This window comes from Microbacterium sp. USHLN186, assembly GCF_037145155.1.
Classification (GTDB): domain Bacteria; phylum Actinomycetota; class Actinomycetes; order Actinomycetales; family Microbacteriaceae; genus Microbacterium.
Genome location: NZ_JBBCYA010000001.1, coordinates 765,922 through 789,109 on the forward strand (window position 1 = coordinate 765,922; position 23,188 = coordinate 789,109).

The 23,188-nt window shown below is 69.6% G+C and carries 24 protein-coding genes; 12 read left to right on the plus strand and 12 right to left on the minus strand.

Annotation, left to right across the window (positions count from 1 at the left end):
- The first annotated feature begins 12 nt into the window (after positions 1–12).
- On the plus strand, positions 13–792 hold the full coding sequence (locus WFG93_RS03570) for a LamB/YcsF family protein (protein WP_336644937.1): 780 nt from the start codon (positions 13–15) through the stop codon (positions 790–792).
- Positions 792–2,348, plus strand: a complete 1,557-nt coding sequence (locus WFG93_RS03575) for an urea amidolyase family protein (RefSeq protein ID WP_336644938.1) — start codon at positions 792–794, stop codon at positions 2,346–2,348. The genes WFG93_RS03570 and WFG93_RS03575 overlap by 1 nt, the downstream gene beginning before the upstream one ends.
- A gap of 34 nt (positions 2,349–2,382) precedes the next feature.
- Here WFG93_RS03575 and WFG93_RS03580 read toward each other — a convergent pair whose 3' ends face one another.
- The 5 genes from WFG93_RS03580 to WFG93_RS03600 all read right to left on the minus strand — a co-directional run bounded on the left by WFG93_RS03580 (position 2,383) and on the right by WFG93_RS03600 (position 7,017).
- Complete coding sequence (locus WFG93_RS03580; RefSeq protein ID WP_336644939.1) at positions 2,383–2,850, minus strand: CinA family protein; 468 nt, start codon at positions 2,848–2,850, stop codon at positions 2,383–2,385.
- Positions 2,851–3,068: 218 nt separating this feature from the next.
- Positions 3,069–4,415, minus strand: coding sequence for a uracil-xanthine permease family protein (locus WFG93_RS03585; protein WP_336644940.1), 1,347 nt, complete (start codon positions 4,413–4,415; stop codon positions 3,069–3,071).
- Between the two features lie 109 nt (positions 4,416–4,524).
- Positions 4,525–5,397: a phosphoribosylaminoimidazolesuccinocarboxamide synthase gene (locus WFG93_RS03590; RefSeq protein WP_336644941.1), complete on the minus strand. Its 873-nt coding sequence runs from the start codon at positions 5,395–5,397 to the stop codon at positions 4,525–4,527.
- 186 nt (positions 5,398–5,583) lie between these two features.
- Complete coding sequence (locus WFG93_RS03595) at positions 5,584–5,955, minus strand: PH domain-containing protein (RefSeq protein WP_336644942.1); 372 nt, start codon at positions 5,953–5,955, stop codon at positions 5,584–5,586.
- Positions 5,956–5,973: 18 nt separating this feature from the next.
- Entirely contained in the window at positions 5,974–7,017 is a 1,044-nt protein-coding gene (locus tag WFG93_RS03600) for an Ltp family lipoprotein (protein ID WP_336644943.1), read from the minus strand.
- A gap of 239 nt (positions 7,018–7,256) precedes the next feature.
- On the opposite strand from WFG93_RS03600, the gene WFG93_RS03605 reads away from it, so the two are divergent.
- From WFG93_RS03605 to WFG93_RS03615, 3 genes are all read left to right on the plus strand, one after another.
- Entirely contained in the window at positions 7,257–8,516 is a 1,260-nt protein-coding gene (locus tag WFG93_RS03605) for a sensor histidine kinase (protein ID WP_336644944.1), read from the plus strand.
- A gap of 21 nt (positions 8,517–8,537) precedes the next feature.
- Complete coding sequence (locus WFG93_RS03610; RefSeq protein ID WP_336644945.1) at positions 8,538–9,221, plus strand: response regulator transcription factor; 684 nt, start codon at positions 8,538–8,540, stop codon at positions 9,219–9,221.
- A 133-nt stretch (positions 9,222–9,354) separates the two neighbouring features.
- The gene (locus WFG93_RS03615) at positions 9,355–10,863 is read left to right on the plus strand and encodes a DHA2 family efflux MFS transporter permease subunit (RefSeq protein WP_442928228.1); all 1,509 of its coding nucleotides are present in this window, start codon (positions 9,355–9,357) and stop codon (positions 10,861–10,863) included.
- Here the strand turns inward: WFG93_RS03615 and WFG93_RS03620 are convergent.
- Positions 10,836–11,318: a hypothetical protein gene (locus tag WFG93_RS03620; protein WP_336644947.1), complete on the minus strand. Its 483-nt coding sequence runs from the start codon at positions 11,316–11,318 to the stop codon at positions 10,836–10,838. The genes WFG93_RS03615 and WFG93_RS03620 overlap by 28 nt on opposite strands.
- Positions 11,319–11,398: 80 nt before the next feature.
- Between WFG93_RS03620 and WFG93_RS03625 the strand changes: the two genes are divergently transcribed.
- Together WFG93_RS03625 and WFG93_RS03630 are read left to right on the plus strand one after the other, a co-directional pair.
- The gene (locus WFG93_RS03625) at positions 11,399–11,623 is read left to right on the plus strand and encodes a helix-turn-helix transcriptional regulator (protein ID WP_442928224.1); all 225 of its coding nucleotides are present in this window, start codon (positions 11,399–11,401) and stop codon (positions 11,621–11,623) included.
- Positions 11,610–12,044 carry a hypothetical protein gene (locus tag WFG93_RS03630; protein WP_336644948.1) on the plus strand — a complete coding sequence of 145 codons (435 nt, stop codon included), beginning with the start codon at positions 11,610–11,612 and terminating at the stop codon, positions 12,042–12,044. The genes WFG93_RS03625 and WFG93_RS03630 overlap by 14 nt, the downstream gene beginning before the upstream one ends.
- 29 nt (positions 12,045–12,073) lie before the next feature.
- Here WFG93_RS03630 and WFG93_RS03635 read toward each other — a convergent pair whose 3' ends face one another.
- From WFG93_RS03635 to WFG93_RS03645, 3 genes are all read right to left on the minus strand, one after another.
- On the minus strand, positions 12,074–13,078 hold the full coding sequence (locus WFG93_RS03635) for a sugar phosphate isomerase/epimerase family protein (protein WP_336644949.1): 1,005 nt from the start codon (positions 13,076–13,078) through the stop codon (positions 12,074–12,076).
- A gap of 61 nt (positions 13,079–13,139) precedes the next feature.
- Entirely contained in the window at positions 13,140–14,279 is a 1,140-nt protein-coding gene (locus WFG93_RS03640; protein ID WP_336645055.1) for a Gfo/Idh/MocA family protein, read from the minus strand.
- An 83-nt stretch (positions 14,280–14,362) separates the two neighbouring features.
- Entirely contained in the window at positions 14,363–15,412 is a 1,050-nt protein-coding gene (locus WFG93_RS03645; protein WP_336644950.1) for a substrate-binding domain-containing protein, read from the minus strand.
- Between the two features lie 305 nt (positions 15,413–15,717).
- On the opposite strand from WFG93_RS03645, the gene WFG93_RS03650 reads away from it, so the two are divergent.
- From WFG93_RS03650 to WFG93_RS03660, 3 genes are all read left to right on the plus strand, one after another.
- On the plus strand, positions 15,718–17,202 hold the full coding sequence (locus WFG93_RS03650) for a sugar ABC transporter ATP-binding protein (protein WP_336644951.1): 1,485 nt from the start codon (positions 15,718–15,720) through the stop codon (positions 17,200–17,202).
- A 59-nt stretch (positions 17,203–17,261) separates the two neighbouring features.
- Positions 17,262–18,230: an ABC transporter permease gene (locus WFG93_RS03655; RefSeq protein ID WP_336645056.1), complete on the plus strand. Its 969-nt coding sequence runs from the start codon at positions 17,262–17,264 to the stop codon at positions 18,228–18,230.
- A 107-nt stretch (positions 18,231–18,337) separates the two neighbouring features.
- Positions 18,338–19,516, plus strand: coding sequence for an ROK family transcriptional regulator (locus WFG93_RS03660; protein ID WP_336644952.1), 1,179 nt, complete (start codon positions 18,338–18,340; stop codon positions 19,514–19,516).
- Between the two features lie 132 nt (positions 19,517–19,648).
- Here WFG93_RS03660 and purD read toward each other — a convergent pair whose 3' ends face one another.
- Entirely contained in the window at positions 19,649–20,926 is a 1,278-nt protein-coding gene (purD, locus tag WFG93_RS03665; protein WP_336644953.1) for a phosphoribosylamine--glycine ligase, read from the minus strand.
- A gap of 32 nt (positions 20,927–20,958) precedes the next feature.
- Entirely contained in the window at positions 20,959–21,651 is a 693-nt protein-coding gene (locus tag WFG93_RS03670; RefSeq protein ID WP_336644954.1) for an NUDIX hydrolase, read from the minus strand.
- A gap of 51 nt (positions 21,652–21,702) precedes the next feature.
- On the opposite strand from WFG93_RS03670, the gene WFG93_RS03675 reads away from it, so the two are divergent.
- Both WFG93_RS03675 and WFG93_RS03680 read left to right on the plus strand, forming a co-directional pair.
- A complete protein-coding gene (locus WFG93_RS03675; RefSeq protein WP_336644955.1) occupies positions 21,703–22,059 on the plus strand; it encodes a sterol carrier family protein in 357 nt (118 codons plus the stop codon).
- Positions 22,060–22,162: 103 nt separating this feature from the next.
- The gene (locus WFG93_RS03680) at positions 22,163–22,486 is read left to right on the plus strand and encodes a potassium transporter Trk (RefSeq protein WP_336644956.1); all 324 of its coding nucleotides are present in this window, start codon (positions 22,163–22,165) and stop codon (positions 22,484–22,486) included.
- Between the two features lie 6 nt (positions 22,487–22,492).
- Here WFG93_RS03680 and WFG93_RS03685 read toward each other — a convergent pair whose 3' ends face one another.
- Positions 22,493–23,092, minus strand: coding sequence for a zinc-binding alcohol dehydrogenase (locus tag WFG93_RS03685; protein ID WP_336644957.1), 600 nt, complete (start codon positions 23,090–23,092; stop codon positions 22,493–22,495).
- Between the last annotated feature and the right edge of the window lie 96 nt (positions 23,093–23,188).

Below are 23,188 nucleotides of genomic sequence, written 5' to 3' on the forward strand. Positions count from 1 at the left end.
GAGAGGAGTGCCATGGCATCCGTCGACCTGAACTCCGACCTGGGCGAGAACAGCGCCGACCGTCGCGTGAGCGATGACGCCGCGATGCTCGACATCGTCAGCAGCGCGAACGTGTCGTGCGGTTACCACGCGGGTGATCCGGAGGGTATCCGCGACACCCTCACCGCGGCGGTCGAGCGCGGCGTGGTGATCGGCGCCCACCCCTCGTACCGCGATCGCGAGAACTTCGGTCGCGTGCCCCTCGACGTCGACTCCCGCACGCTGCAGGCGCAGGTCGAGTACCAGCTCGGGGCGCTGGCCGGACTCGCGGCGGCGGTGGGCGGGCAGGTCGCCTACGTCAAGCCGCACGGCGCCCTGTACAACAGGATCGCCGAGGATCCCCACCAGGCGGCGGCCGTCGTCGCCGCCGTCCGCGCGGTCGACCCCTCGCTGGTGCTGCTGGGACTGGCCGGCGGGGTCGCGCTCGACGTCGCAGAGCGGGCCGGACTTTCCGTGGCGGCGGAGGCCTTCGCGGACCGGGCGTATCTGCCGGACGGTCGGCTGGTGCCGCGCAGCGGCGCGGCGCAGGGCATCGAGCCGGAGCTGAGCGACGCGCGCGCCGTCGCGGAGCGGATGCTGCGCTTCGCTGAGACGGGCCGGATCCGCTCGGTCGACGGCACCGATGTGCGCGTCGCCGCGCAGTCGATCTGCGTGCACGGCGACAGTCCGGGTGCGGTGGCGATGGCGGGCGGGATCAGGCGCCGTCTGCAGGATGCCGGCGTGCGGATCGCGCCCTTCGTACGGAGCGCGTGATGCACATCCGCACTGCCTCGGACCGGGCGCTGCTGGTGGAGGCGGCCGGGTTGGACGAGGCGATGAGCCTGCATCGGGCATGGACGGGGATGACCGGCGTGGTCGAGCTCGTGCCGGCCGCGCGCACGGTGCTCGTGCACTTCGATCCGCTGGTGATCTCGGCAGCGGATCTGGCCGCGCTGCTCGCCGCGACGGTGCCGGATGCCGCCGCGTCGGGTGCGGCCGGCGAGGTGACCATCGCGGTGCGCTACGACGGCGCCGACCTGGCCGAGGTGGCGGGGCTGCTCGGCGTCTCGGTGGAGGAGGTGGTGCGCCGGCATGTCGCTGCGCACTGGACGGTCGCCTTCACGGGCTTCGCGCCGGGTTTCGGGTACCTGGTCGGCGATGATCCGCTCTGCGATGTGCCGCGCCGGGCCTCGCCGCGCACTCGCGTGCCGGCCGGGTCGGTGGGGCTGGCCGGACGCTTCACCGGCGCGTATCCCCGTGAGAGTCCCGGCGGCTGGCAGCTCATCGGAACCACCGACGCGCGGCTGTGGGACGTGCACCGGGAACCGCCCGCCCTGCTCGTGCCGGGCACCCGGGTGCGCTTCGTCGCGGCCCCGCATACCGCGCCGGCGGCGCCTCCCCGGCAGCCGACCTCCTCGGCGGCGGCGCCCGCTGCCACTTCGGCTCGCCGCCTCGAGGTGCTGCGACCGGGGCTGCAGCTGCTCGTGCAGGATCGCGGCCGGCCGGGCCTCGCGCATCTGGGCGTCTCGCCTTCCGGCGCCGCCGATCGCACCGCCATGCGCGACGCCAACCGCGCCGTGGGCAACGACCGCCACGCCGCGGTGCTGGAGTGCATCCCGCCCGTCGCGCTGCGCGTGCACGGCGAGGGCGTCGTCGCGGTGACCGGCGCTGTCGCCGAGATCCTCGTCACGGGGGATGCAGGGCAGTCGCGGGCGATCCCGCACGGCATCCCGTTCGCCGTCGCGGACGGCGACGTGATCGAGCTCGGGCCGCCCGTCCGCGGCGTGCGCTGCGTGATCGGGGTGCGCGGTGGCATCCGGGCGCCCGTCGAACTCGGCAGCCGGGCCACCGACACCCTCTCCGGGCTCGGGCCGGCCCCGCTCGCGGCCGGCGACGTCGTCGAGATCGGAGCGGATGCCGCGCACGCGGTGGAGCCGCAGCCCCTGCCGCGCGCGCTGCCGGCATCCGGTGACCTCGTCGTGCTGGACGTCACCCTCGGTCCCCGCGACGACTGGTTCACCGCTGCGGCGCTGCGCGCCCTGAGCGATCAGGAATGGACGGTCACCACGCGATCGGACCGTGTCGGCATCCGCCTGCTCGGGAAGACCGCGCTGGAGCGCTGCGTCGCCGGAGAGCTGCCGAGCGAGGGCGCGGTCACCGGTGCGCTGCAGGTGCCGCCGGATGGACAGCCGGTGCTCTTCCTGTCCGATCACCCGCTGACCGGCGGATATCCCGTCATCGCCGCGGTCGTCGATGCGTGTCTGGACGAGGCGGCGCAGCTGCCGCCCGGGACGCGCGTGCGCTTCCGGGTGGTCGACCCGGCCGGCTGAGCGCTGTGACGGGCGCGCGGGGGTGCGCGAGGGCTCAGGAGGCGTGGACCGAGCGCGCGCGGTCAACGAGCAGGTCGATGGCCGCCTCGACGGTGTCGGTGAGCACCTGCTCGGGCTCCCCGTCCAGCGCGAGGCGCCGATGCCCGTGACCGGCGCGCGTCGCCCAGCCCAGGAACACCGTTCCCGGCGGGTGCCCTTTCTCATGCGCGGGCCCGCCCACACCCGTCGTCGACACGCACAGGTCCGCGTCGAACAGTTCTCGTGCCGCGCGCGCCAGCTGCTCTGCGCACTCCGCCGATGTCGGGTCATGATCGGCGGGGAAGTCGAGTACCCGCTCCTTCACATCGGGCAGATACGCGACGATGCCCCCGGCGAACCAGCTGCTGGCGCTCTCACCGGCACCGACCGCGCTCGCCAGAGCACCGGAGGTCAGCGATTCGGCGACGGCGATGCGCAGGTCGCGGTCGCGGGCGAGGTCGGCGAGCGGGGCGATGTCGTGCATGGACCGACGTTATCCCCGTGGACGGATGCCACGGTGGGGCCTTGACAGCGATTGCCCCGCGACTCGGTCGCGGCGCGGGCTCCCGTGAGTCGCGCCGAGGAAGGCGATCACGCCGAGGAAGGACGAATTCACGACAGTTCATCCTTCCTCGGCGTGATCGCCTTCGCCGGATGAAGCCGGCCGCCGCGCGCGGGGGCCGGCTCAGGTGGGGATGCTTCTCAGGCGGGGTCGCCGCCCGGTGCACCCACGCCGGTGAGCGGTCGCGGGTCGTCGGCTCCGCTGCCGCGCAGCCGGGCGACGAGATTGCCCAGATGGTAGATGAGGATCGCGGCCACGGTCGCCAGCACGATGCCGCCGAGCTGGAAACCCGAGTCCGGGTCCTTGATCATGAACCCGCCGACAGCGACGATCAGCCCGACCGCGGCGGTGTACTGGTTGACCGGGCGAGAGAAGTCGACGCGGTTGTCGACCCAGATCTTGATGCCGATGACACCGATCAGGCCGTACAGCGCCGTCGTGACGCCGCCCAGCACGCCCGCCGGCACGGAGTTGATCACCGCACCGAACTTCGGCGACATGCTCAGCAGGATGGCCGTGATACCCGCCACCCAGTACGCCGCCGTGGAGTAGACGCGGGTGGATGCCATCACGCCGATGTTCTCGCCGTACGTGGTCGTGCCAGAGCCGCCGAAGAAGCCGGCGAGCGAGGTAGAGATGCCGTCGGCGATGAGCGCCTTGCCGGTCTGCTTGTTGATCGAGGGGTCTTCGACCATGGTCGCCACTCCGCGCACATGCCCGACGTTCTCGGCGATCAGCACGAGCACCACCGGCAGGAACATGGCCATCGCCGACCAGGAGCCCGCGCTGGCGAAGTCGGGGGCGTGGAACGTGGGCAGGCCGAACCAGGAAGCCGCGTCGACCTTGCTGAAGTCGAGCTCCCCGCGCAGCCCCGCGAAGATGTAGCCGGCGATGACGCCGAGGAAGATCGAGATGCGGCCGAGGAATCCGCGGAAGACCACCGCGAACAGGATCGTGATGGCGAGTGTGAACGTCGCCGTGATCGGCGCGAGCTCGTAATTGCCGCGCGCCGCGCCGGCGAGGTTGAACCCGATCAGCGCCACGATGGTGCCGGCGAGCACCGGTGGCAGGAACCGATCGACCCACTTCACTCCGGCCACGTGCACGACCACGCCGATGACGGTCAGCAGCACGCCGACCGCGACGATGCCGGCCAGCGCCGCACCGATCCCGTCGTCGGCACCCGACGCGTTGGCCGCGGTCGCTGCGGTCACGGGCGCGATGAAGGCGAACGAGGAGCCGAGGTAGCTGGGCAGCCGGTTGCGGGTGACCAGCAGGAACAGGATCGTGCCGATGCCGCTGAACAGCAGGGTGGTCGGCACCGGGAAGTTGGTGAGGATCGGCACCAGGAAGGTCGCGCCGAACATCGCCACGACGTGCTGGACGCCGATCGCGATGGTGGCAGGCCAGTTCAGGCGCTCCTCGGGGCGGACGACGGCGCCGGGCGCGACGGTGTGGCCGTCTCCGTGGATCTTCCACAGCGGCATGGGGACTCCTCGGAATCAGGTGGCGGGAAGGCGGCATCAGGGCCGAGGAAACACTACCGCCCTGGTCCGCCTACCCCTGCAGATCTGGGTCCCTGAGCCTGTCGAAGGGTCAGGCCTGCAGTCGCGCGATCAGTTCCCGGTAGCGGTCCGCCGTCCGTGCCACGACGTCATCCGGCAGCACCGGCGGCTCACCCGAGCGATCCCAGTGCGCCGCCAGCCAGTCGCGCACGATCTGCTTGTCGAAGCTCGCCATCCGCTCCTCCGGCGTGCTGCCGGTGCGCCACGCCTCGGCGTCCCAGTACCGGGAGGAATCGCTGGTGAGCACCTCATCGGCGAGCCGCAGTGTGCCCTCGGCATCCACTCCGTACTCGAATTTCGTGTCGGCGAGGATGAGGCCCTTCGCCTCGGCGATCTGCGCGGCACCGCGGTAGACCGCGAGCGAGACGTCGCGCAGCTCGGCGGCGCGCTCCGCGCCCACGAGCTCGACCACCCGCTCGAAGGTGATGTTCTCGTCGTGCTCACCCAGCGGCGCCTTGTAGGCGGGCGTGAACAGCGGCTCGGGAAGACGGTCGCCGTTCTGCAGGCCCGCCGCCAACGGGATGCCGCACACCGTGCCGTGCTCGGCGTACTCCGCCCAGCCCGAGCCGGTCAGATAACCCCGCACGACGCATTCGATCGGCAGCATCTCCAGCGCCATGGCCAGCATGGCGCGCCCGGCGACGGCATCCGGGATCTCGCCTTCGGCGAGGTGGTTGGGATGATCCGCCAGCTGGTCGAACCACCAGAGGCTGAGGCTGGTGAGTAGCTCGCCCTTGTCGGGGATGCCGGGGCGCAGCGCGAAGTCGAAGGCGCTCACCCGGTCGGAGGCCACCACGAGCATGCGCGTGTCAGCGGGGTCCTCGGAGGCGTACAGGTCGCGGACCTTGCCGGAGTAGATGTGCCGCCAACCGGGGATGATCTGTGCTTCGCTCACGCAGCCCATCCTCCCACCACGCTCATCGGGATGACGCACGCACGTCGACGAAACGGGGCGCGGTCCCCAGCCGCGCCCCGTTCCTGCCCGCTGTCCCCAGTCAGCGGGCGCCGACAGTCTCGAGGTCAATCACGCTCGAGAGTGAGGGTCCGGGACTCCGAGGCGACCGCCGCCGGAGTGGAAGAGCTGCGTCCGTCAGTGCGCATTGAGTACCGCCCAGGCGATCAGGCTGTCGATCCGGCGAACGTCGGCGCCCTTCGCCAGCTTGACCTTGATGTGCCCGGCCTTCGTCCACAGCTCCAGCTCGGAGTTCCAGTCGAGGGTGCCGGCGTTCTCGGACGACCACATCAGGATCGAGCTGTACGGCAGCGAATAGATCTCGACCTTCTTGCCGGTGAGGCCCTGCGCATCGCGCACGATGAGTCGCTTCGTCGTGAAGGTGGCGGAATCGCGGAAGGTCTTGAACGACGTGATGGCCTGCTCGCCCTGGGCAAGCAGCGCTTGCACGTCGTCGGGTACCGGTATCTCGTGCTGCAGAGTCCAGCTGAGGATGGCGTTCGTCTCCATGATGGCTCCGTATCTGTCTCAGTAGCCGACGGCAGTCAGAGCGAACTCGATCTGCTCAGGAGTGAACTTCTCGAACGCGAGCTGGTCGTAGAGTCCCTGACGCGAGAAGGAGGTCATGTCCATGTAGCTCTTCGCCTTTTCGGCTGCTTCGGCGTTCCAATCCGCGCCGGCGTTGTCCGCACCGAACGCCGCTGCCTCGGCCGAGAACCCTTCGAACTCGAGCTGAGCGATCAGTCCCTCGCGAGAGAACCCAGCGAAGCTGAGATAGTTCTGGGCCTTATCGATCGCGTTCTGCTGCTCGAGCGTGAACGTCGGCTTGGGCGGCTCGACGGTGACGGCGACCTCGGTGCCTTCCTCGACCTTCGTCCCGGCCTTGATTGATTGAGAGGCGATGATGGAGTCCTTGGTCGCATCTGCCGGTGCGGAGAATTTCAGGCCATACGCCTCGGCGATGGGCTGCGAGATGCTGACCGGGGTGCCGACCATCTCGGGAACGACGACCATTATGGGCTCTGCCTCCGTGGCCGCCTCCTCTACCTCTGCTTCATCCGCCACTTCGGTGGCGGGCGCGGAGATCGGGGCGACATCCGATGCAGGTGAGGACAGTGCGGGCTTGGGTGTCACGAGGTTGATCAGGATGCCGAGCGCCATGACGGCGCCTGTGACGATCCACGCCACCTTCTTGTGCTGGTCGTATCCGGCGAGAGGCCTGCCTGCCTTGTCGCGGGTCGCGCCGGTGAGGACCATGATGAGGTCGATCAGCGCCCAGACGCCGATTCCACCGAACGAGATGAGCTTCAGGATGCCCGTGCCGACCTTCCCCAGGTAGAAGCGATCGACGCCGAAGACGCCCACGAGCATGGCGAGCAGCCAAGTGGCGAGGAAGGACTTCTCGCCGCTCGCCACAGGGGCGATTCCCGCTGTGGGCGCGCCGGCCGGCGTGACAGTCGCGGTGGGCGGCGGCGGCACGAGTCCCGCGGCGTTGGGAGCTGAGCCCGTCGGGTGGGGGGCGGTCGGCCCCGGGAGCGGCGGAGGTGTGGGCGTGCTGTTGTCGAAGCTCATGAGGGCTCTCTTTTCTAGGGAATCTACGCGAGTAGCTATGCCGGCGGGTAGTGGCGTTCCCATCTGGGTATCGGTCCATCGATACCAGAACACCTGACTGCCGACTGTTCACCTGAGTATTTCGGACCGGGCGCGGTTGACTCCTCCGCCACTCGGGTAGAACGGCCACCGTCATTCGGCGGATGGGGCATCGCCTCACAGCGGAGTCGCAAGGTCGCGGCCCGCAATACTCTCGTGGTGTGACAGTTCCGACCATCCGCAATGACGCTCCACGCCGGCGGGCGATCGCCGGAGGCGCCACCACCGTCGGCATGGTCATCGGAGGGTTCTTCTTCGACGCCGCCGCACTCCCGAACGTGCCCGGGGCTTCGACGCTCGACCGCGTCGGCGACATCAAGATCACGGGCGTGGGAACCCTGCTTATGTTTCTGGTCCTGATCGCGTGGATCACCGTGATCTGGCGCCACCGGCTTCCGGCCATAGCGCTCGCGGCTGGCGCACTTCTCTCAGCGATCGGTGTGTCATACGTCCTGGTTCTGGTCGGTGCATTCGCTTTCGCGCGGCGTTACCCTCACCATGTTCGAAGACTGGGACTGCTTGTCGGCGGACTGATCGCCCTTTACGTGCTCCGGGAAGTGACGACACCTTGGGGCGGTGCGCTCCCGTGGTATTTCACAACGCGTACACACGCACAGTTCGAGGGTTCGTGGATCATCGCGTCCATCGGCTGCGCTGTGATGTCGTTTGGCGTGACGGTAGGCCTCGTGCTCTTATGGCGCACTCGCGAAGAGGCACAGCAGAGCGTGGCGAGGGCCGAACGAGAGCACCATCGGGCGGACGCGCTCACTGAGCAGATGGTCCGACAGGCAGAGCGTGAGCGCATCGCTCGCGATATGCACGATGCGCTTGCGCACCGTCTTTCTGTGGTCTCGCTCCATGCGGGCGCCCTCGAAGCGGCAGCCGCGGTCGGCGCCGAGGTGGACGGTGTTGCGCAAACCGGACAGATCGCTCGCACGGTACGAGAACAGACACATGCCGCTCTGCAGGACATGCGCGGCCTCATCGGGGATCTGCGAAGTGGCGCCTCCGCTGGTTCGACTTCGCCGGCCTCCATGCGAGCGATCGGAGCTCTGCTCATGGAGTTGCGTGCGGGCGGTGCGGACGTACGTGCGTACATCGTGATCGAGGGGGCGGAGCGGGCATCGACGCTGCTTGACAACGCTGTGTTCCGTGTCGTTCAGGAAGCGCTCACGAATGCCATCAAGCACGCACCGGGTGCGCCGGTCGAGGTCTTCCTGCAGGTCGACCCTTCCGACGGCGCGCGTATTCGCGTCTCCAACCCTGTGCATGCGAACGTGGAATCGGGAGTTCCGGGTGGAACCAACGGAATCCTCGGCATTCGCGAGCGGGTCGCAGCTCTGGGCGGGCGGGCATGGCTCGGAGCGTACGAAGGTTCTTTCATCGTGGATGTGTCCCTGCCCTGGCTCGAACGAGGCTGAAGTGCTCGCTAAGCTCGGGGCGTGGGCCTCGCTGACGAATCTGCAGTCGTGCGCGTCCTCATCGTCGACGATGAAGCGCTCATCCGAAGCGGATTCCGTTTCGTGCTCAGCGTCGACCCGTCGATACAGATCGTGGGAGAGGCTTCCGACGGTGCGGGCGCCGTCGCCTTCGTACGCGCCCACCGTCCGGATGTCGTCCTGATGGATGTGCGGATGCCAGGCGTTGGCGGCCCGGAGGCCACGGCCGCGATCGTGTCACAGTGCGACACTCGCGTGCTCGCCATGACCAGCATCGATTCGGAGGATCAGCTGCTGCACATGCTGTCCGCCGGTGCCAGCGGTTATCTGCTTAAGGACGAATCTCCCGCACGAATAGTTGATGCAGTGCATCGCACAGCAGCCGGAGACACCGTCGTATCAGGCCGCAGCACAGCCCACCTCGTTCGCCGCGCAGTGGCGAGCGAGGGAGGGCCGGGCAGACTTGACGCTGAAGAGCGCGTATCAGTGCTGACCGAAAGGGAGAGAGACGTCGCGAAGGGAGTTGCTCGAGGAGAGACGAACCAGCAGATCGGAGCAGCCCTACACATCTCCGCGGCGACTGTGAAGTCCCATCTCGAGCAGGTGTTTGTCAAACTCGGCGTTCGCAGTCGCGTCCAGGTCGGAATCATCCTCGAACGAGCCGGGCTCGGGCCGACGGATCTCTGAGCGTCCGGCATCCCGGGCCGACCCGCATGTCGGTGAGGGGGAGTAGCGTTACCGGGTGACTTCCGCCCCCGCATCCGGTACTCCGCAGCGCAGTCCCTGGCCCGCCCTGTGGGCGCTGGTCATCGGCTTCTTCATGCTGCTCGTCGACACGACGATCGTCTCCGTCGCGAACCCCGCCATCAAGGCCGCGCTCGACCCCGACACGAACAATCTCGACAACGTCGTCTGGGTCACCAGCGCCTACCTGCTCGCCTACGCCGTGCCGCTGCTGATCACCGGCCGCCTCGGCGACCGTTTCGGGCCCAAGGTCATCTACCTGCTCGGTCTCGCCGTGTTCACACTCGCCTCGCTCGGCTGCGGACTGTCGACCACGCTCGACGGGCTGATCATCGCGCGCGCTGCGCAGGGCCTCGGCGCCGCTCTGATGACCCCCCAGACGATGGCCGTGATCACCCGCACCTTCCCACCCCAGCGCCGAGGGGCGGCGATGGGGCTGTGGGGCGCGACCGCGGGTGTCGCGACCCTGGTGGGCCCGCTGCTGGGCGGCGTGCTGGTGGACGCCTTCGGCTGGGAGGCGATCTTCTTCGTCAACATCCCCGTCGGCATCGTCGGCTTCGTGCTGGCATGGATCCTCGTGCCCTCGCTCGAGACCCACGCGCACCGCTTCGACCTGGTGGGCGTGGTGCTCAGCGCACTGGCACTGTTCCTCATCGTGTTCGGGCTGCAGGAGGGCGAGGCCTACGACTGGGGCACCATCGTCGGGCCGATCTCGGTGTGGGGGCTGATCATCGCCGGCCTCGTCGTGCTCGCGCTGTTCGTGGTGCAGCAGGCCCGCACCCGCAACGAGCCGCTCGTGCCGCTCGCCCTGTTCCGCGACCGCAACTTCTCGGGAGCGAACGCGGCGATCGCGGTGGTGGGCTTCGCGGTGACGGGCATGTCGCTGCCGTTCATGTTCTTCCTGCAGCTGGCGCGGGGGCTGAGCCCCACGCAGGCGGCGCTGCTGCTCATCCCGATGGCGGTGCTCTCGGGCATCCTGTCGCCGGCCGCGGGCCGGCTGCTCGACCGCGTCGACCCCCGATGGATCCTCGTGCCGGGTCTGCTGTGCGTCGCCGGCGGGCAGCTGTGGAATGCCGCGCTGATGAACCTCGACACCCCCACCTGGATGTTCCTGCTGCCGTCTGCGCTGATCGGCATCGGCAACGCCGGCATGTGGGGTCCCCTGGCCACCACCGCGACGCGCAACCTGCCGCCGCGGCAGGCCGGCGCGGGTGCGGGCATCTACAACACCACGCGCACGATCGGCTCTGTCGTGGGCTCCGCATCGATCGCCGCGTTCATGCAGGCGCGTCTCGAGGCGAACCTGCCCGGGCTGTCCGCGGCGCCGGCGGGACTGGCCGGTGGCGGCGAGATGCCCCGGCGGATCGCCGAGGGCTTCTCGGCCGGCATGGCGCAGGCGATGCTGCTGCCGGCGTGCGTGCTCGTGCTCGCGCTGGTCGCCGCGCTTTTCCTCGACCGCTACCAGGGCGACGAATCGCACCCGGGGGAGGGCAGGCATCGTGCGCCTGAGCAGGCGCCGCAGAGGGATGCGCGGGCGGAGCGGGCGGATGCCACCGCTCAGCGGAACAGCGAGACGCCCGCCTGACCGATCGCGGCGAACACGACCGCCCACACGATGATCGAGATGACCTGCCAGAGGATCACCGCGTTGCGGCTCGCGCCGAACGAGACCATCATGCCGGAGGTGATCTGACTCGGCAGCACCGTCTGGCCCAGCAGGCTCACGCCCGGCACGCCGAAGCGGTCGAACATGCGCTTGACCTTCTGCCGGCGCGGGGAGGGCTCGGCTTCGGCGTCCCCTCCGCGCCGTGCGAGCACTTTGCGCCGGGCCGCTGCGGCGGTGAATACGAAGGCGAGCATCGACGCGGCGTTGCCGATGATCGCGGCCAGCACTGCGATCGGCACCGGCACGCCGGCGACGATGCCGATCAGCGTGCCGAAGTACGACTCGACGAACGGGATGGCGGCGGCCAGCATCACGCCCGCCCACTGCAGCCAGAGCGGCAGGGACTGGGTGAAGTCGACGAGTGCGTCCTGCATGAGATCCTCCGTAAGGTGTAAAGCGTGTTTGACATGACAAGCATGCTTGACATCTTCACGATGTGTCAAGTGCGCTTTACATGAGCCGCAGCGTCCCCTACTTTGGAACTGTGCGCAGCAGGGTCAGGGAGCTCAGGGCCGAACGCGGCCTCTCTCAGCAGGCTCTCGCGAGCGCGGTCGGCGTCTCGCGGCAGACCATCAATGCCATCGAGACCGGCCGCTACGATCCGTCGCTCGTGCTCGCCGTTCACCTCGCGCGCCACTTCGGCTCGACCGTTGAGGAGGTCTTCGATGTCGATGGGTGATCCTGACGAAGAGCGCGTGGGCGGCCGTGTCTGGCCGATGTCACGCACCAACACCGTGCTGGTGGTCGCGTGCACCGTCGGCGCGGTCGTATGCTTCGCTCTGGGGCAGAACGTGGCGGCCCTCGCTCTGCTGGTGGGGGCGATCGGCGGCGGTGTCGGCGCGGTGTTCGCGCGCCGTGGCGGCTCCGGAGACCTCGAGCGTGTCAACGCCCTGGAGTACGCCGACGAGCGCGACCGCGTCGCGGGGATGAAGGGCCTCGCCACGGTCGGAGTCGCGGCGCTGCTGCTCAGTGTCGGTCAGCTGGTCCTGCACGCCATCGTCCACACCGACCCGACCTCGCGATGGGCGGCCGTCGTGATGTTCTTCGCACTGGTGATCTGCTGGTTCGTCGCCAACTGGTACTTCGTGCGGCGCGGCTGAGCGGAGCCGGCACTCGATCAGAAGCGCGGTCAGCGCGTCGCGAAGGCCGAGTCGAATGCCGCCCCGGACGGCTCGTACGACGACAGCTTCCGCACGAACGCGAGTGCCTCCGGTGCGCCGACGAGCCGGTCCATGCCGGCATCCTCCCACTCCACCGAGAGCGGACCGGAGTAGCCGATGGCATTCAGCATCCGGAAGGCGTCCTCCCAGGGCACGTCGCCGTGCCCGGTGGAGATGAAGTCCCACCCGCGGCGCGGGTCGGCCCAGGGCAGGTGCGACGAGAGGCGGCCGTTGCGGCCGTTGCCGAGCCGCTTCTTCGTGTCCTTGCAGTGCACGTGATAGATGCGGTCCTGGAAGTCCCACAGGAACGCGACCGGGTCGAGGTCCTGCCACACCATGTGCGACGGGTCCCAGTTCAACCCGAAGGCCTCGCGATGGCCGATCGCGTCCAGCGTGCGCTTGGTGGTCCAGTAGTCGTATGCGATCTCCGAGGGATGCACCTCGTGCGCGAACCGCACGCCGACCTCGTCGAAGACGTCGAGGATCGGATTCCAGCGGTCGGCGAAGTCCTGGTACCCGGCCTCGACCATCTCATCGGTGGCGGGCGGGAACATCGCGACGTACTTCCAGATCGATGAGCCGGTGAACCCGGTCACGGTCCGCACGCCCAGCTTCGCCGCCAGTCGCGCGGTGTTCTTCATCTCCTCCGCGGCGCGCTGTCGCACGCCCTCCGGGTCACCGTCGCCCCACACGTGATCGGAGAGGATGTTGCGGTGCCGCTCGTCGATCGGGTCATCGCACACGGCCTGACCCTTGAGATGGTTCGAGATCGTCCACACCTGCAGGTTGTTGCGCGCGAGGATCGCCTTGCGATCGGCGATGTACTCCTCGTCATCCCAGCGCCACGGGTCGAGGTGGTCGCCCCAGCAGGCGATCTCCAGGCCGTCGTAGCCCCATTCGCCTGCCAGACGGCAGATCTCCTCGAACGGCAGGTCGGCCCACTGGCCGGTGAACAGCGTGACTGGTCGTGACATCTTCGTCCTCCTTCTTCTCGGCTCTCGCCGGCTGCTTCTGACCCGGTGGCCGGGCCGGTTCTCAGACCTCGGTCCAGGCGGATCCCTCGGCGGAGCTGCGTGCGACCGCGTCGAGCACGCGCTGCACGCGCAGTCCCTCGTCGAAGCTCGGGCTCGGCTGGGCACCGACGGCGATGGCCTCGACGAAGTCTTTCACCTGGTGTGAGAAGCCGTGCTCGTATCCGAGCATGTGTCCGGCGGGCCACCAGCCGGACAGGTAGGGGTGCTGCGGCTCGGTCACCAGGATGCGGGTGAAGCCCTGCTCGCCGGCATCCGCCGTCGCGTCGTAGAACTGCAGCGCGTTCATGTCCTCGAGGTTCCAGTACAGGGCGCCGCGGTCTCCGGAGATCTCGATCTCGAGGGCGTTCTTTCGCCCGGTGGCGAAGCGGGTGGCCTCGAACGAGGCGAGCGCGCCCGACTCGAGACGGGCGTTGAACAGCGCGACGTCGTCGACGGTGACGGTGCCGCGTCCCGCTCCGGCGGTACCTCCCAGGCCGACGGATGCTGCCAGCAGCGGACGCTCCTTCACGATGGTCTCGAGCACCCCCGAGACCGAGGTCAGCGACTGGCCGGTGACGAACTGACACATGTCGATGGCATGCGCGCCGATGTCGCCGAGCGATCCGGAGCCGGCGCGATCCTTGTCCAGGCGCCAGGTCATCGGCGCCTCGGCGTCAGCGAGCCAGTCCTGGCGGTAACCGGCGCGCACCTGACGGACGGCGCCGATGCGCCCGTCTGCGACCATGTCGCGCATGAGGGTCGCCGCCGGCACCCGGCGGTAGGTGAATCCCACCATCGATCGGATGCCGGAGCGGGCCGCCCGCGTGGCGGCATCCGCCATCTGCTCGGCCTCGGCGACCGTGTTCGCGAGCGGCTTCTCGCACAGCACGTGCTTCCCCGCGGCCAGGGCCGCGACGGCGATCTCCGCGTGGGTGTCGCCGGGGGTGACGATGTCGACGATGTCGATGTCGTCGCGGGCGATGGTCTCGCGCCAGTCGGTCGACGTCTCCTGCCAGCCCCACCGGTCCGCGGCGGCGGCCGTGGTCTCGCGGTCACGGCCGACCAGGGCAGTCATCACCGGCTGAGCGGGGAGGGGGAATGCGGCCGGGGCCTGGCGCCACCCCACCGAGTGGGCCGCGCCCATGAATCCGTGGCCGATCATCGCCACGCGCAGCTGTGCGGACATTGCTTTCCTCCGGTGTGGGAAGGGTGAGGCGGCGATGACCGCCGCCCCACCCGGGATGGTCAGGACTCGAAGGCGAGGTCGATGAACTCGTCGACGTTGTCCTTGGTCACCACCGGAGCGTCCAGCACGATGCGGTAGGGCACGCTGGGCGTGATCAGGTCGCTCATGGTCTTGCCCTGCGCGATCAGGCGCGCCAGCGCGATGCCATCGGCCGCCTGCGTGGACGGGTAGATGACGGTCGCCTTGATGACGCTGTCATCGGCCTTGATGCGATCCATCATGTTGACGCTGCCGGCGCCGCCGACGAGGAAGAAGTCGTCACGGCCGGCCGCGTCGATCGCCGCCATCACGCCGACGCCCTGGTCGTCATCGTGGTTCCAGATCGCGTCGATCTTCGGGTTGGCGGAGAGCAGCTGCGAGGCCGCGCTCTCCCCGCCGGCCACGGTGAAGTCCGCGGCCACGCGAGCCGAGACGTCGAGTCCGCAGTCCTCGAGGGCGTCCTTGAAGCCCTGCGAGCGGTCCTGCGTCAGCGGCAGCGAGTCGATGCCGGCGATCTCGGCGACCACGGCGTCGGACTGGCCGTCGAGCTGCTCGCAGATGTAGGTGCCGGCGCTGACGCCCATGCCGTAGTTGTCGCCGAGGATGGTGGCGCGCGATGCGAAGGTGCTCGAGAACTCGCGGTCGACGTTGATCACGGGGATGCCCGCCTCCATGGCCTTCATCGCCACCTCGGTGAGAGCTGCGCCGTCGGTCGGCAGGAGCACGATCGCGTCGACCTTCTCGTTGATGAACTGCTCGACCGCGGCGATCTGCTGGCTGGCGTCGTTGGTCCCCTCCGCCTGGCGCAGCTCGACGTCGTCGAAGCCGTCCGCCGCCGCGATGGCGCCGGAGTTGATCGCGCCGAGCCAGCCGTGGTCGGCCTCGGGACCCGACCAGCCGATCACGACGTTGTCGCCCTTCGCGGCGTTCTCGTCGCTGGTCGTGCCCTGGCGGTCGGTAGCGTCTCCCTCGGACCCGTCGCTCGTGCAGCCGGCGAGCAGGCCGACTGCGAGCAGGGCGGCCGTTCCGGCCAGGATGGGCCGCAGTCGACGTGTGCGGATGCCGTGCATGTCTTTCCTCCTTGAAACGCGATGCAGTGGGTGCGGTGGTGCGCGGTGACCTGTCAGACCGAGGGCATCCGTGCACTGGCACGCTCACGCTAGCAGAAGCGGTGTTCGACCGCACGGCTTTTGTCAGTTGATCGGCACAAGTGTGGAGAAAGGCCTGTTCCTGCTTATCACCAACCAGACCGCAACTGCTTCCATCCCGGATCTACCGGGCTTGGCACCGCAGAGATCGACCCTGGATCAGACCATGTCGAGCATGTTATGTTCCTGATGTGATCGAAGATGACCATGTTCCGGCATTACTGCGCATGCGCGATGTGCAGAAGAGCTTCGTCGGCGTCCAAGCGCTGAAGGGCGTCGACCTCGACGTGCGCGCAGGAGAGGTGCACTGTCTGCTCGGACAGAACGGCGCCGGAAAGTCGACCCTCATCAAGACGCTCGCAGGGGTGCACACTCCCGACGCCGGTGAGATCGAGTGGATGGGGGAGGTCGTCGAGATCACCGACCCCCAGGCTGCGATCTCGCTCGGCATCTCGACGATGTACCAGGAGCTGGATGTGGTCGACGGGCTCACCGTCGCCGAGAACGTCTTCCTCGGTCATGAGTTCGACCGCTTCGGGCTCACCCGTCGCCGCGAGCTGACGCGCGAGACGCAGCGACTGCTCGAGCGGCTCGGTCATGGGCGCATGTCACCGCACGCCGAGGTCGGCTCGCTGAGCGCTGCCGAGAAGCAGATCGTCAGCATGGCGCGCGCGCTCTCGCACGACACGAGGCTCATCATCATGGACGAGCCATCGGCCGTCCTCGACAGCGAAGAGGTGCGCAACCTCTTCGCAGTGATCGCCGAACTGACCTCCCAGGGCATCGCCGTCGTGTACATCACCCATCGCCTGGAGGAGATCCGCGCGATCGGCGATCGCATCACGGTGCTCAAAGACGGTGCGACCGTCGCCAACGACCTGTCGGCGAAGCAGACCAGCACCGCAGAGCTCATCCGTCACATGACCGGCCGCAGCGTCGAGAACGTGTTCCCCCCGGCGGCGCCGGTCGCAGACGACGCCCCCGTGCTGCTCGAGGTCGATGGTCTCGGGCTGGAGGGCGTGTTCGAGGACGTGTCGTTCTCGGTGCGGGCGGGGGAGATCGTGGGACTCGCTGGGCTCGTCGGCTCGGGTCGCAGCGAGATCCTCGAGACCGTCTACGGCGCTCGTCGGGCGACCTCGGGCACCGTCGCCGTCGAGGGGAAGCCGATCCCCCGCGGCTCTGTGCCCGCTGCCGTCGCCGCCGGACTCGGCCTCAGCCCCGAGGAGCGCAAATCCCAGGGGCTGGTGCTCGGGGAGCCGATCTACAAGAACATCACGATGTCCTCCTTCGCCCGCTTCGCCAAAGCATCCTGGCTCGACGAGAAGCGCGAGATCGGCATCGCTCGAGAGCAGATCACCGCTCTGGACCTGCGGCCCGCCGACCCCGAGCGGCCGGCAGCGACCCTGTCCGGCGGAAACCAGCAGAAGATCCTGCTGGCGCGCTGGCTCGTGCACGGCAGCCGCGTGCTGCTGCTCGACGAGCCCACGCGCGGCGTGGACGTCGGCGCGCGTGCCGAGATCTACGCGCTCATCCGGCGCCTCGCCGCTGCCGGCGATGCCATCGTCATCGTCTCCAGTGAGATCGAGGAGGTGCTCGGTCTCGCCGACACCGTCCTGGTCGTCGGCGACGGGCGCATCCTCGATCGTGTCCCCGCATCCCAGATCGACGAGCACGGTGTGCTCGACCTCGTCATGAAAGGGGCATCCGCGTGAGCGTCCAGCCCGCAGCCGCCGAGGCGGCACCACAGAACGCCGACACCCGCGACTCGCTGATGAGCCGCCTGATGGCGGGATCGGCGGGGCGCAACCTCGGCCTCGTTCTCGCGCTGATCCTGTTGATCATCGTCGGTGCGCTGACCTCATCGAACTTCGCCAACTTCGACAACGCCCTCGTCATCCTGCGGCAGGCGTCGATCGTGGGCGTGGTGAGCGTCGGCGCAACCTTCGTGATCATCGCGGGCGGCATCGACCTCTCGGTCGGTGCGGTCATGGCGCTCTCGTCGGTGGTGGCCTCTCTCGCCGCCGTGCAGACCGCGGCCAAGGGCAGCCACTGGATCGTCACCGTGCTCGTCGCGGTCGCGGTGGCCCTGGTCGCCGGGATCATCAACGGCGTTGTCATCGCGTACGGGAAGGTGATCGCCTTCATGGCCACGCTGGCGATGCTCGTGGGGGCCCGGGGCCTTGCCGAGATCCTCGCCAACAACCGCACGCTGGTGATCTCCGACCGCGACTTCATCAAAGCGCTGAACGCCGACATCCTCGGCGTCGACATGCTGATCTGGATCTTCGCGATCGTCGCGGTGCTCGGATGGCTGCTGTTGAATCGCACGACGTTCGGCCGGCGCACGGTCGCGATCGGCGGCAACGCCGAAGCGGCACGTCTGGCCGGGATCAAGGTGAAGCGGCACACCATGTGGCTGTACGCCCTCGCGGGACTCACCGTGGGCATCGCCGCGGTGATGATCATGGGTCGAACCACGGCCGGCACCTCGACGCACGGCACACTGCTCGAGCTCGACGTGATCGCGGCGGTGGTGGTCGGCGGCACACTGCTCATCGGCGGGCGCGGCACCATCGTCGGCACGGTGCTGGGCGTGCTGATCTTCGCCACACTCACGAACGTGTTCGTGCAGAACAACCTCAGCTCCTCGATCCAGTCGGTGACCAAGGGCATCATCATCGTCGTGGCGGTCCTGCTGCAGCAGCGTTTCGCCGTGAAGCGCAGCGGGCGCTCCTCCTGACCGGCCCGGGGCGAGCCCGGGCGTTCCGCGTAGACTTCGGCTTCGAAGGCTGCCCTCGCGGATCGTGCCGAAACAGTGCCGGCGGGCCGAGAGACGCGGGGAGATGAATGGGATCCAACGGGAGTGCGGTCGGCGTCGGCGAGCTGTTCCAGCTGCTGCGCGACGGGATGCCGCGCACGCGAGCCCAACTGGCGAAGGCCACCGGTCTGGCGCGTTCCACGGTTGCCGCTCGGATCGACGAGCTCATGCAGGCGGGGCTGGTCACGGCGGTCGCGGATGCCACGTCGACCGGCGGTCGGCCGCCTTCGCAGATCGCCCTCAACCCGGCGGCGAAGGTCGTCCTCGCCGCCGACATCGGCGCATCGCACACCACGGTCGCGGTGACCGACCTCGCCGGGCGGATCCTCTCGGAGCGCACCGGGCAGATCGAGGTGGCGCAGGGGCCGGAGCCGGTGCTCACCTGGGTGGCCGAGACGGCGCTCGCGCTGCTGAGCGAATCGGGGCTCGGCAGCGGCCGCCTCGCCGCTGTCGGCATGGGCGTGCCCGGGCCGGTCGAGTACCCGGCAGGGCGGCCGACGAATCCGCCGATCATGCCCGGGTGGGACCGTTTCGATGTGCCCGGGTGGGTGCAGCAGCATCTGCAGGTGCCCGTGCTCGTCGACAACGACGTGAACATCTCCGCCCTGGGTGAGCGCTCGGTGGCGTGGCCGAAAGCCGACCACCTCATCTTCGTCAAGGTGGCCACCGGGATCGGCGCGGGGATCGTGTCGGACGGCCGCCTGCTGCGCGGTGCGCAGGGCATCGCGGGTGACATCGGGCACGTCCGTGTCGCGCGCGGGGCGGACGTGCCCTGTCCGTGCGGCAACCGCGGATGCCTGGAGGCGCTGGCATCCGGCCCTGCCATCGCACGTGCGCTGACTGCACAAGGGGTCCCGGCGACGTCCGGCACAGACGTCATCGAGCTCGTGAAGTCGGGCAACCTGGAGGCGATCCAGGCAGTACGCCAGGCAGGTCGCGACATCGGCGAGGTGCTCACCGCGTCGGTGAGCCTGCTGAATCCCTCGGTCATCTCGATCGGCGGCGCCATGGCCAGGGTCGGCGAGCATCTCATCGCCGGAGTGCGTGAGGTGGTCTACACCCGTTCCACGCCCCTGGCGACCGAGCACCTCACGATTGCGCCCGCCGTGACGGCCGGTCGGGCCGCGGTGATCGGCGCCGGCATCCTTGCCGTGGAGCACGCGCTCTCGCCGGCGATCCTGCCGCAGAGCTTCGCGCTCAACGGCTGACCCTTCCGGGAGACGCACGGGCGTAGGCGCGGAGTACAGATGTCGGCGCGAATCGCGCCGATCGACCGGCATCCGGGCATCCTGCCGACATCCGTGTCGAGCAGCACCGCGCCGAAGCGACCCGCGCGACGCCTACTCGGCCACCCGCGCGGCGATGTCGTGCCGGTAGTGCGCGCCGTCGAGTGCGATCCGGCCGATCGCCTCGTACGCCCGGGCGCGGGCGTCGGCGAAGTCGGCCCCGGTCGCCACGACGTTCAGCACGCGGCCGCCGGTCGCGATCAGCGATCCGCCGGGCGCATCCGGTGCCCCGGTCGCCGCGTGCACGATCGTCACACCCTCGATGGACCCTGCCTTGGCGAGCCCCTCGATCATCCGGCCGGTCTGGGCGTTCTCGGGATAGCCCTCGCTGGCGAGCACCACGGTGATCGCCACGTCGTCCGAGAACTCCGGCTGCGGTTCGTCCTCGAGCGTGCCGGAGGCCGCCGCCAGCAGCAGCCGCGACAGCGGCGTGCGCAGGCGCGGCAGCACGACCTGCGTCTCGGGGTCGCCGAAGCGGGCGTTGAACTCGATCACGCGCACCCCATCGGGGGTCAGGATGAGTCCGGCGTAGAGCAGACCGATGAACGGGGTGCCCTCGGCGTCGAGCTGGCGCACCACCGGCATGGCCACGGTCTCGGTCACCTCGGCGACGAACGCGTCCACGCTGCCGAAGTCGTCCGCGAGCCAGGGCAGCGGCGAGTACGCACCCATGCCGCCCGTGTTCGGGCCGCCGTCGCCGTCCAGCGCCCGCTTGAAATCCTGCGCCGGGCTGAGCGCGCGCACCGTGTCGCCGTCGCTGAGGAAGAACAGCGACACCTCCGGACCGGTGAGGAACTCCTCGATCAGCACCGCGCCCGAGGGCAGATAGCGCTCGGCGTGCGCGAGAGCCTCCTCGCGGTCGGCGGTCACGATCACGCCCTTGCCGGCCGCCAGCCCGTCCGCCTTCACCACGTGGGGGGCGCCGAGCGCGTCGAACGCCGCCGCCACCTCGTCCAGCGACGCCGCGCGCACCGCGCGCCCGGTGGGCACGCCTGCCGCATCCATCACCCGCTTCGCGAACGTCTTCGATCCCTCGAGCTGGGCGGCAGCGCGGCCCGGGCCGAACACCGGGATGCCGCGCTCGCGCAGCACGTCGGCCACGCCCGCCACCAGCGGCGCCTCCGGACCCACCACGACCAGGTCGATGTGCTGCTCGTTGGCGAAGGCCGCCACGGCCGCGCCGTCGAGCTGGTCGAGGTCGACCAGCGTGGCATCCTGCGCGATGCCCGCGTTGCCGGGAACGGCGAAGATCTCGTGCGCGGCGTCTTCGGACCGCAGGGAGAGGATGATCGCGTGCTCGCGCGCGCCGGAGCCGAGGACCAGGATCTTCATGCCGCCAGCCTACCGGCGGGGCTGCGCGCGGCTCAGAGCGTGACGGGCCGCTCGCGCGCGCGGTCCCACGGCAGCGCCCAGCCGGTCGCATCGAAGAGCGCGTCGAGGATCCCGGCCGTGAACCCCCACACCAGCGTGCCGTCGACTTCGAACGCCGGGCCCCGATACGTGCGGCCATCGCGGGAGAGCGTGCCGGTGTGCCGGTGAGCCGGGTCGATCAGCTGCCCGACCGGCATCCGGAACACCTCGACCGTCTCGGCGTGATCCACGGCAGCCACCCGGGAGGGCCGCCGCCACCACCCCAGCACCGGCGTCACCAGGAAGTTGCTCACCGCGAGAGGGATCTCGGGCAGGGTGGCCAGCACCTCGACACCGGACGGATCCAGACCGGTCTCCTCCTGTGCCTCGCGCAGGGCGGTGGCGACGGCATCCGCGTCCTGCGCCTCGCGCCCGCCGCCCGGGAACGCGACCTGCCCCGGGTGGGAGGAGAGGGTCGCGGCGCGGCGCTGCAGCAGCACGTCGAGGTCGGCGCCGACCGTGTCGGCGTCGCTGCGCGCCGGGATGCTGTCGAGCCGCCCGAACAGTATCAGCACGGATGCCGGCGACGGGTCGTCGACGCTCATCGGGAAGCGCGGCGTCCACTCATGCGCACGCGCGGCGGCGGCGAGCAGGTCGGCGCGCGCGCCACGCAGCGTGCCGTCGGGAGTCGAGGCGGGATCCGTCATCGCTACCGACCCTATGCCCGTCCGCGCCGGAGCGACGCATAGCCTGGGGGCATGCCCGCCCGCAGGATCGACGTCGCCGACGGCAGGGCCGCGCTCGCCGCCTTCGCCGCCGGGGCGGCCCCCCGACCCATCACCGCCACCGCCGTGCGGTACCTGCTGCAGCTGCTCGACGAGAAGGCGCCGGGCAACAGCGTCGAGGTGCGCGTGCCGCCCTTCGGCGCGGTGCAGGTCGTGCAGGGCCCGCGGCACACCCGCGGCACGCCGCCGAACGTCGTCGAGATGGACGCGGCGACTTGGGTCGCCCTCGCCACCGGAGCGGAGCAGTGGACGGATGCCGTCGCCGCGGGCCGCGTGGTGGCATCCGGCATCCGCGCCGACCTCTCCGACCTGCTCCCCCTGCGCCCCTGACCCGGCGCTCCTTCGCCTACCCTCCCCTCCCGTGCTCTCGACGGGGGAGGGGGAGGGAGGGGGAACCCGCGACCTGGTGGGTGGAGCGTGGGAGAATGGGAGCATGTCCAGCAGCACCAGTCACTCCACGGTCGAGGCGACCGTGCGGCCCGTCCCGCGGTACGGCGTGTTCATGGTCGCCGGCGCGGTGCTCGGTATCCTCGTCGCCGGAATCCTGACCCTCTTCGGTTCGTACGAGCCATCGACGGCGCTCGGCGTCGTCTACCCGCCCGGGCAGGTGTTCGGCTTCGCGCTGCTGTGGACAGCGCCGGTCGGTGTGGCGCTCGGCGGCCTGCTGGCGCTGGTGCTGGACCGGGTCGCGCGCAAGCACACTCGCATGGTGCGCGTCGAGCGCGAGCGCGTGGTGCAGGACGATGATCTGCGCTGAGCGCCGCTAGGCGAGCTCGGCGATCACCGGCCGCATCGCGGCATCGAACGCGACCACGTCCCGGCGCAGCCCGTCGGTGACGGCCACGCTGAGTGCGCCGATCCACCAGATGCCGCGCTGTGTGAAAGGCAGCACCTGCACGTTCAGCTCGAAGGAGTGCGCGCGGCGGCCGATCTCGCGTTCGAACTCGGCGATCGCGCTCGCGTAGGCACGGTAGGCGCCGCCAGATGAGCTGACCGAGTCGACGTAGCGGTTGTGCGCGTTCTGGGCGTAGCGCAGCACAGCAGGAGCGTGCGGCACGATCGCCTCGCGCAGCTCCTCGGCGCCCGTCGTCGGCAGCGCGATGAGCGTGTCGAAACCCTCGACCAGATCGAGCGGCACCTCGGAACGGTGCGCGCGGGGCTCGACGGTCATGTCCCAGTAGTCGCGCCACTGCTTCTCGAGCGCGTCGTCGACCTCGGTGGCATCCGGACGGCGCACTTCGAGCCCGCGCAGGGCGGGCAGCTCCTCCGGCGCACGGATGCCGAGCAGCTGTCGCAGCGCGAGCGCGACGAGCACGGAAGTGCCCGCGTCCTCGCGGATCAGCCACTGCGGCTTGTCGACCATGGCCCCCATCGTAGGGTCCTTCGTCATCTCGTGCGGGGAGCTTGGCCGGGTGGCCTCGTAGGGTCGCGCTGCTCGGTTCCGTCGGTCAACGCCGTC

Bases quoted from the DNA above. Each gene is read 5' to 3' on its own strand.
- WFG93_RS03570 (WP_336644937.1), top strand. From the start codon at position 13: ATGGCATCCGTCGACCTGAACTCCGACCTGGGCGAGAACAGCGCCGAC.
- WFG93_RS03575 (WP_336644938.1), top strand. From the start codon at position 792: ATGCACATCCGCACTGCCTCGGACCGGGCGCTGCTGGTGGAGGCGGCC.
- WFG93_RS03580 (WP_336644939.1), bottom strand. From the start codon at position 2,850: ATGCACGACATCGCCCCGCTCGCCGACCTCGCCCGCGACCGCGACCTG.
- WFG93_RS03585 (WP_336644940.1), bottom strand. From the start codon at position 4,415: ATGCCGCTGTGGAAGATCCACGGAGACGGCCACACCGTCGCGCCCGGC.
- WFG93_RS03590 (WP_336644941.1), bottom strand. From the start codon at position 5,397: ATGGGCTGCGTGAGCGAAGCACAGATCATCCCCGGTTGGCGGCACATC.
- WFG93_RS03595 (WP_336644942.1), bottom strand. From the start codon at position 5,955: ATGGAGACGAACGCCATCCTCAGCTGGACTCTGCAGCACGAGATACCG.
- WFG93_RS03600 (WP_336644943.1), bottom strand. From the start codon at position 7,017: ATGAGCTTCGACAACAGCACGCCCACACCTCCGCCGCTCCCGGGGCCG.
- WFG93_RS03615 (WP_442928228.1), top strand. From the start codon at position 9,355: ATGCTGCTCGTCGACACGACGATCGTCTCCGTCGCGAACCCCGCCATC.
- WFG93_RS03620 (WP_336644947.1), bottom strand. From the start codon at position 11,318: ATGCAGGACGCACTCGTCGACTTCACCCAGTCCCTGCCGCTCTGGCTG.
- WFG93_RS03625 (WP_442928224.1), top strand. From the start codon at position 11,399: ATGAGCCGCAGCGTCCCCTACTTTGGAACTGTGCGCAGCAGGGTCAGG.
- WFG93_RS03630 (WP_336644948.1), top strand. From the start codon at position 11,610: ATGTCGATGGGTGATCCTGACGAAGAGCGCGTGGGCGGCCGTGTCTGG.
- WFG93_RS03635 (WP_336644949.1), bottom strand. From the start codon at position 13,078: ATGTCACGACCAGTCACGCTGTTCACCGGCCAGTGGGCCGACCTGCCG.
- WFG93_RS03640 (WP_336645055.1), bottom strand. From the start codon at position 14,279: ATGATCGGCCACGGATTCATGGGCGCGGCCCACTCGGTGGGGTGGCGC.
- WFG93_RS03645 (WP_336644950.1), bottom strand. From the start codon at position 15,412: ATGCACGGCATCCGCACACGTCGACTGCGGCCCATCCTGGCCGGAACG.
- WFG93_RS03650 (WP_336644951.1), top strand. From the start codon at position 15,718: ATGCGCGATGTGCAGAAGAGCTTCGTCGGCGTCCAAGCGCTGAAGGGC.
- WFG93_RS03655 (WP_336645056.1), top strand. From the start codon at position 17,262: ATGAGCCGCCTGATGGCGGGATCGGCGGGGCGCAACCTCGGCCTCGTT.
- WFG93_RS03660 (WP_336644952.1), top strand. From the start codon at position 18,338: ATGGGATCCAACGGGAGTGCGGTCGGCGTCGGCGAGCTGTTCCAGCTG.
- purD (WP_336644953.1), bottom strand. From the start codon at position 20,926: ATGAAGATCCTGGTCCTCGGCTCCGGCGCGCGCGAGCACGCGATCATC.
- WFG93_RS03670 (WP_336644954.1), bottom strand. From the start codon at position 21,651: ATGACGGATCCCGCCTCGACTCCCGACGGCACGCTGCGTGGCGCGCGC.
- WFG93_RS03675 (WP_336644955.1), top strand. From the start codon at position 21,703: ATGCCCGCCCGCAGGATCGACGTCGCCGACGGCAGGGCCGCGCTCGCC.
- WFG93_RS03680 (WP_336644956.1), top strand. From the start codon at position 22,163: ATGTCCAGCAGCACCAGTCACTCCACGGTCGAGGCGACCGTGCGGCCC.
- WFG93_RS03685 (WP_336644957.1), bottom strand. From the start codon at position 23,092: ATGGTCGACAAGCCGCAGTGGCTGATCCGCGAGGACGCGGGCACTTCC.